The 7,041-nt window shown below is 61.3% G+C and carries 7 protein-coding genes and 1 pseudogene; 2 read left to right on the forward strand and 6 right to left on the reverse strand.

Translation table 11 applies throughout. The features are described from left to right. Window positions 1-227 (forward strand): annotated as a pseudogene (locus KGA98_RS28080) (hypothetical protein); the annotation flags it as partial. Window positions 228-377: 150 nt separating this feature from the next. On the opposite strand, the gene KGA98_RS28085 reads toward KGA98_RS28080, so the two are convergent. Next, window positions 378-1,274, reverse strand: coding sequence for a LysR family transcriptional regulator (locus KGA98_RS28085; protein WP_150814704.1), 897 nt, complete (start codon window positions 1,272-1,274; stop codon window positions 378-380). Between the two features lie 145 nt (window positions 1,275-1,419). Between KGA98_RS28085 and KGA98_RS28090 the strand changes: the two genes are divergently transcribed. Beyond that, the gene (locus KGA98_RS28090; protein WP_057715504.1) at window positions 1,420-2,847 is read left to right on the forward strand and encodes a mechanosensitive ion channel family protein; all 1,428 of its coding nucleotides are present in this window, start codon (window positions 1,420-1,422) and stop codon (window positions 2,845-2,847) included. A gap of 120 nt (window positions 2,848-2,967) precedes the next feature. Here KGA98_RS28090 and ycaC read toward each other — a convergent pair whose 3' ends face one another. The 5 genes from ycaC to KGA98_RS28115 all read right to left on the reverse strand — a co-directional run. After that, the gene (ycaC, locus tag KGA98_RS28095) at window positions 2,968-3,594 is read right to left on the reverse strand and encodes an isochorismate family cysteine hydrolase YcaC (protein ID WP_102672891.1); all 627 of its coding nucleotides are present in this window, start codon (window positions 3,592-3,594) and stop codon (window positions 2,968-2,970) included. A gap of 69 nt (window positions 3,595-3,663) precedes the next feature. After that, window positions 3,664-5,502 (reverse strand): amidohydrolase, encoded by a 1,839-nt coding sequence (locus tag KGA98_RS28100; protein ID WP_150814705.1) that lies wholly within the window; start codon window positions 5,500-5,502, stop codon window positions 3,664-3,666. Continuing rightward, the gene (locus KGA98_RS28105) at window positions 5,502-6,110 is read right to left on the reverse strand and encodes an antibiotic biosynthesis monooxygenase (RefSeq protein WP_090454696.1); all 609 of its coding nucleotides are present in this window, start codon (window positions 6,108-6,110) and stop codon (window positions 5,502-5,504) included. Before KGA98_RS28105 ends, KGA98_RS28100 begins: the two co-directional genes overlap by 1 nt. Next, the gene (locus KGA98_RS28110) at window positions 6,103-6,519 is read right to left on the reverse strand and encodes a DoxX family protein (protein ID WP_057715507.1); all 417 of its coding nucleotides are present in this window, start codon (window positions 6,517-6,519) and stop codon (window positions 6,103-6,105) included. The genes KGA98_RS28105 and KGA98_RS28110 overlap by 8 nt, the downstream gene beginning before the upstream one ends. A 268-nt stretch (window positions 6,520-6,787) precedes the next feature. After that, the coding region (locus KGA98_RS28115) for a DUF6124 family protein (protein ID WP_223504921.1) at window positions 6,788-7,041 on the reverse strand (254 nt) is incomplete at its 5' end.

The raw sequence follows: 7,041 nt of genomic DNA on the forward strand, positions 1-7,041 counted from the left end.
CCTCAGGACGCAGCGGCACCCATGATGAACCCGGGGACGACCATGGCGTTCATGCCAATGGCGAACCCGGCGATGACCGTGGCGTCCATGCCAATGGCGAGCCCGGCGATGACCGTGGCGTCCATGCCAATGGCGAGCCCGGCGATGACCGTGGTGTCCATGCCAATGGCGAGCCCGGTGATGACCGCGGTGTCCATGCCGAGCCCGGTGATGACAAAAGGAGCTGATTCCCACTGATTCCCACACAACACAAAACCCTGTGGGAGCGAGCTTGCTCGCGATGGCGGAGTGTCAGACGACTTCAATGTTGGATGACACGACGCCATCGCGAGCAAGCTCGCTCCCACAGGTTCGTTTGAGTCGGGCGCTGCGCATTTCTACAAGCCACCTTCAACCCGATCCAGCCGTTCGCGCAAGAACTCAACCAGCGCCTGCACCGGCCGCGAACTTTGCCGGTGTTGCGGATAGACCGCCGACAACGTCAGCGGCTCCAGCCGAAAATCCTCCAGCACTTCCACCAGCCGTCCATCCTTCAACGCCGAGCCGACAATGAACGTCGGCAAATACGTGACCCCCAGCCCGGCAATCGCCGCGTCCTTGAGCAATTCACCGTTGTTGACCCGCATCCGCCCGCTGACATTGACGCTCAATGGCTTGCCCTGCCCTGCAAACCGCCATTGCACCTGTCGACCATGGCCGTACGGAAGGCAGTCGTGACCGTGCAAATCTTCAGGCTTGAGCGGTGTGCCGCGTTCGGTCAGGTACGCCGGGCTTGCGCAGTACACCCGCTCAATGGAGGCAATGCGTCGGGCGATCAGTGTCGAGTCTTCCAGTGTGCCGATGCGCAGCGCCAGGTCGTAGCCCTCACCGAGCAAATCCACGGGACGATCGCTCAAATCCATCTCCACCGTCACGTCGCGATAGCGCTGCAAAAACACCGGCAACAGGCAGCCCAGATGCGCCAGCGCGAACGACAGCGGCGCACTCACACGAATGGTCCCCCGTGGCTCGGTGGTCTGGCCGGCGATGCCCTGCTCCACTTGTTCGACTTCGCTGAGCAGGCGCAAGGCTGACTCGTAATAGCTCTGCCCCAGCGGCGTGACATCCAGGCGCCGGGTCGAACGATTGAGCAAGCGCACGCCCAGGCGCTCTTCGAGTTGCATCAAGCGGCGGCTGACAAACTGCTTGGACAGCCCCAGTTGATCGGCGGCCGCCGTGAAGCTGCCGGAGTCCATGACCTGGCAAAAAATACGCATATCTTCGAATGGGTTCATTGTCACTTCCCGGTTGACAGTCAAACACTTTATAGCCGCTTGTTCCCTTTCAGGCACACCATTAATCTTCGTTCACCGCACTGAAATCACCTTCCCCGAAGGATCTGCGATCTGTTTGCCGCAAGCATTTAAATGGAGTTTCCCCATGTCCTTGCTCCTTGAGCATTTGCTTTCCCTGAGTGCACTGCTATTGGTAATCGACGCCCTGCTGTGGCACCTCGCGCCGTTCAAGCATCGCGTCAGCCGGGTCGGTGTGCGCCTGGCGCTGTTTGTGCTGTTCAGCGCGGTGCTCATCAACGCCGGCGTCAGCCCGTTGCAGGCGCCGTTGTTTGCCGATGATCGCGTGGCACAACTGGGGGCCACGGCACTGGGGATTCTCTGGTGGCTGTACGTCGCGCGGGTGCTGACCGAAGTGATCGGCCTGGCCCTGATGCGGCGCATCGGCCATAGCGGCCGGCTGTTGCAGGATGTCATCGGTGCACTGGTGTTCCTGATTGCCGTGGTGGCCGCCGCCGGCTACGTGCTGGAGCTGCCGGTGAAAGGTTTGCTGGCGACCTCCGGCGTCGTCGCCATCGTGGTGGGTCTGGCATTGCAGAGCACCTTGAGCGACGTGTTCTCCGGCATCGTGCTCAATACCACCAAGCCGTATCAGGTCGATGACCGGGTTTCCATCGACGGTATTGAAGGCAAGGTACTGGACATCGACTGGCGTGCCACCCACCTGCTGACCAGCGCCGGCAGCACCGCTGTGGTGCCGAACTCGGTGGCGGCCAAGGCAAAGATCGTCAATCTCAGCCGCCCGTTCAATATGCACGGCGTGTCGATCAGCATTCAGGTGCCCAACCACATCCGCCCGCGCCGGGTACTCGATGCCCTGGACCGCACCCTTCAGGGCAGTAGCAGCCTGCTGCTCGATCCGGCGCCGAAAGCCGTGCTCAAGGAGGCCGGCGAAACCATGTCCGAATACGTGGCCAGCGGCTTCATCGCCGAATTGGGCAAAAAGGGTGAAGTACGCAATCAACTGTTCGACCTGGCCCATCGGCACCTTGAAGCGGCGGGCATTTCCCGGCAACCCGATGGCGTGATCGAGCCGTCGACCCGCGCACGGGCCTTGCTCGATGAAGTGAAAATATTCCGCTCCCTGAGCGCCGAGGAACGGGATCACCTGGCCCAGAACATGGTGGCGCAGCAATACGCGGCCGGTGAGGTGGTGCTGGATCTGGATGAAGTACCGGACAGCCTGTTCGTCATCGCCACCGGCGTGGTCAGCGCCACCGTCCCCAACGGCAGCACGCAGATCGAAGCCGGGCGCATGGGGCCGAGTGAAGTCATGGGCGAACAAAGCATCCTCGCCGACACGCCGTCCCAGGCACGGTTCACCGCCATGACCTCAAGCATCATCTACCGCCTCGACAAATCACTGACCCGCAACTGCATGGCGCAACGACGGGAAGTCGACCGGGCGTTGAACAAGCTGCAGGCGGTGCGCCAGCAGAACAGCCGGATGGCGTTGATGGCCAAACCGGTAGCGGTCAGGAAAGGTGGGTTTTTGAGTTGGTTGCAGAGTCGCTGATCCAAGGTTCACACAAAACCTTGTGGGAGCGGGCTTGCTCGCGAAAGCGGTGTGTCAGGCAACATTGCTGTGACTGATGCTCCGTCTTCGCGAGCAAGCCCGCTCCCACAGGTTTTGCGATTATTGGGCAGTAAATTTGGTGTAGCTGTTGATCAGGTTGCGATAGTTCGGCAGGCGTTCGGACAGCAGGTTGGCCAGGCCTTCCATGTCGTTGCGCCAGTCGCCTTGCAGCTCGCAGGCCACGGAGAACCAGTTCAGCAGTTGTGCACCGGCGGCCGACATGCGCGCCCAGGCCGCTTGTTGCACGGTGGTGTTGAAGGTGCCGGAAGCGTCGGTCACCACAAACACCTCAAAGCCTTCGGCAATGGCTGACAATGTCGGGAACGCCACGCACACGTCGGTCACCACACCGGCAATGATCAGTTGCTTGCGACCGGTGGCCTTGATCGCCTTGACGAAGTCTTCGTTGTCCCAGGCGTTGATCTGGCCCGGGCGTGCAATGAACGGCGCGTCCGGGAACTGCGCCTTGAGCTCCGGCACGATCGGACCGTTCGGACCGCTGTCGAAACTGGTGGTGAGGATGGTCGGCAGTTTGAAGAACTTGGCGATGTCGCCCAGCGCCAGCACGTTGTTCTTGAACTCGTTGGGCGAGAAATCCTGTACCAGCGAGATCAGACCGGTCTGGTGGTCGACCAGCAATACCACAGCATCGTCTTTGTTCAGGCGTTTGTAGGGAACGTTGCTCATTGGAAACTCCTTGGTGGATGGTTGTTGCAGTCAGCGCCGACCTGTTGGGCCGGCGCTTTTTTAAAAGAGTCAGAAGGCAAAACACGAGCAGCCAAAGGCGCCCCAGAAACCGGCGAAATCGCTGACCGGCGCGTTCGACAGACGCGCCCGTTCATGACTGTGGGAATGCACCGCGCACGGGCCGCTGCAATGGTGAAACTGGGCCTGCATCGGCGAAGTCGGGCGCCAGTGGCCCGGCACCTTCACCACCGGCGACCAGTCCGGCAGCACCGGCACGCTGGCCGGCCCGAGCTTCTCGAAGTCACCGGCGCCGTACACCACCTTGCCGCCGACCACGGTCAATACCGACTCGATCCACTTGATCGCCTCTTCATCGACGCTGAAAAAATCTGCACTGAGGGCCGCGACGTCAGCCAGTTGCCCGACCTTGATCTGGCCCTTCTTGCCTTGCTCCGAGGAGAACCAGGCGCTGCCGTGGGTGAACAGTTCCAGCGCCGTCAGGCGTGAAAGGCCTTCGGCGTGCAATTCCATACCTCCGACGGTGCGACCGCTGACCATCCAGTACAGCGAGGTCCACGGGTTGTAGCTCGACACCCGCGTGGCGTCGGTACCGGCACCCACCGGTACGCCTTCGGCCAGCATGCGTTTGATCGGTGGCGTGGCTTCGGCCGCTTTCGCGCCGTAACGCTCGACGAAATATTCACCCTGGAACGCCATGCGATCCTGAATCGCGATGCCGCCACCCAGCGCCCGCACCCGCTCGATGTTCTGCGGGGTGATGGTTTCGGCGTGGTCGAAAAACCACGGCAAGCCGTTGAACGGAATGTCGCGATTAACCTTCTCGAACACATCGAGCATGCGGCTGATGGATTCGTTGTAGGTGGCGTGCAAACGGAACGGCCAGCGTTGCTCGACCAGATGGCGCACCACCGGCTCCAGTTCGGCTTCCATGGTTTGCGGCAGGTCCGGGCGCGGTTCGAGGAAGTCTTCGAAGTCCGCCGCCGAGAACACCAGCATTTCCCCGGCGCCGTTGTGCCGCAGGAAATCATCGCCCTGGTGCAGCTTCACGCTGCCGGTCCAGTTCTTGAAGTCGGTCAACTCTTCCTTGGGCTTCTGGGTGAACAGGTTGTAGGCGATGCGCACGGTCAGTTGCTCGTCCTTCGCCAACTGCTCGATCACCTGGTAATCGTCCGGGTAATTCTGGAAACCGCCGCCGGCATCGATGGCACTGGTCAGGCCCAGGCGATTGAGTTCGCGCATGAACTGACGGGTCGAGTTGACCTGATACTCCAACGGCAGCTTCGGCCCCTTGGCCAGGGTCGAGTACAGAATCATCGCATTGGGCCGCGCCACCAGCATGCCGGTCGGCTCGCCATTGGCGTCACGCACGATCTCGCCACCCGGCGGGTTCGGCGTGTCGCGGGTGTACCCGGCGACGCGTAACGCGGCGCGGTTGAGCAAGGCGCGGTCGTACAGGTGCAGCACGAAAACCGGCGTGTCTGGCGCCGCCTGATTGAGCTCCGCCAGGGTCGGCATGCGCTTCTCAGCGAACTGGAATTCGTTCCAGCCACCGACCACCCGCACCCACTGCGGGGTCGGCGTGCGGTCGGCCTGCTCTTTGAGCATGCGTAAGGCATCGGCCAATGACGGCACACCTTCCCAACGCAGTTCCAGGTTGTAGTTCAAGCCGCCACGGATCAAGTGCAAGTGTGAGTCGTTGAGCCCAGGGATCACGCAACGTCCTTTGAGGTCGATCACCTGGGTGTTCGAGCCCCGCAGGGCCATGGCTTCGGCATCGTTGCCGACTACGACAAAACGCCCGTCGCTGATCGCCACGGCGCTGGCGAGCGGTTTTTCGCGGTCAACGGTATGGAATTGACCATTGAACAGAATCAGATCGGCGTTCATCACGGTTCCTCGTGCAATGTGGCGGGAGACAGCCAGGGCGCGAACAGACGCGTCGCCATGGGCATGAAGATGTAAACCACCGACAGCACGATGGTCAGGGTGATCAGGAACGTGGCCACCACATAGTTGGAGAGCAAGGCGTTGAGCCGCAACAACGGCCCCCAAAGCAGCGGCACCAGCAAGGTGTGCGGCAGGATCACCAGCAGCGTCACCACGGCCTGCTTCCAGCGCGGCGGTGGCGTACTGGCCTCGGCCTGGGGCGAGAACCAGAACTCGTTGACCGGATTGATTTCGGTCTGGTCGCCATCGGCCAGCATCGGCGCGGCTTCATCGACCAGTTCCTGGCGTTGCGGTGAATCGAGCCAGCGCTGCATCGCCTCGGTCGAACAAAAGCGCAGCACGCAGGTGTAGGTGTCGAGGCCGGCATTCTTGCCACGCACCACATCCACGCCCAAGTGCCCGACGTTCTGCGCGGCCACCTTGACGATGTTGCGCAGCCAGGCGGCATAAGGCACTTCGAAACCGGCCTTGACTCGGTGCTTGACGATCAGGGTCACCACCTCATCAGGCCCCGGACTTGCCGGCTCACGGCGATTGGATTCAGACATAACGCAAGGCTCCGGCGAAACGGACATTGAGTGCCAGGCGTCCCGGCCCGGCGATGAAAATGCTGGTGAACACGATCAGCAACAGCCAGCCGAACTGGCCTTCGAAGAGTGTCCACTGCGGATGCACGATCAACATCGACACCCACAGCAAAAACAGAATAGGCAAACACGCCAAACGCGCCAGCAACCCGGCGACGATCAGCAGCGGGCACACGACCTCGGCGAAAATCGCCAGCATCAGCGTCAGATTCGTGCCCAGGTGGAAAGGGTCTTCGATGTTTTGCAGCTCGGCACTGTAGTGAAGCAACTTGGGCAAGCCATGTACCCACAACAGGAACAACCCGCCGCTGACCCGCAGGAACAGCAGCCCCCAGTCTTGCGCCCGATCATCACTTCGCGAAGTGTCCATGGCCTACCCGCACAAATGAAAAACCACCGGCGTCGATGCGCCGGGACAGGATTCGATAGTGCCGGGGCGGTGGAAGGAAAAATTGAATGTACGTGCTCTGTTTGCGTGAAGACCGAGATCGACCAAACGACATGGAACCCTGTGGGAGCGAGCTCGCTCGCGAAAAACGTCTGGACAACACGATCAATCAGGCAGCACGCGTTATCGTTGACGTCCATCGCGAGCAAGCTCGCTCCTACAGGGTTACTCGTTGCTTGCTGCTACTGGACTAGTCTTGCGGGTCGAGATTATCCAGCGCCCGGTTCACCGCCAGCTCACCCAACATGATGATCTGCGCAATCCCCAGCAGCGCATTGCGATGAGGGCTTTGCAGAAATCCAGCAAGATCGCTGGCCATGATGCTGGCCGAGGCGAGGGATTCGCAGGCGTGGGCCAAGAGGGTTTCGGTGTTGATGTCGGGGGCGATGAGAAACATCGTGCTGGGATTGTGTGGTGGTGCCGGGGCTTTCGGGGGATTGGGGG

The organism is Pseudomonas sp. BF-R-24, from assembly GCF_019947335.1.
In the GTDB taxonomy this organism is placed as follows: domain Bacteria; phylum Pseudomonadota; class Gammaproteobacteria; order Pseudomonadales; family Pseudomonadaceae; genus Aquipseudomonas; species Aquipseudomonas jessenii.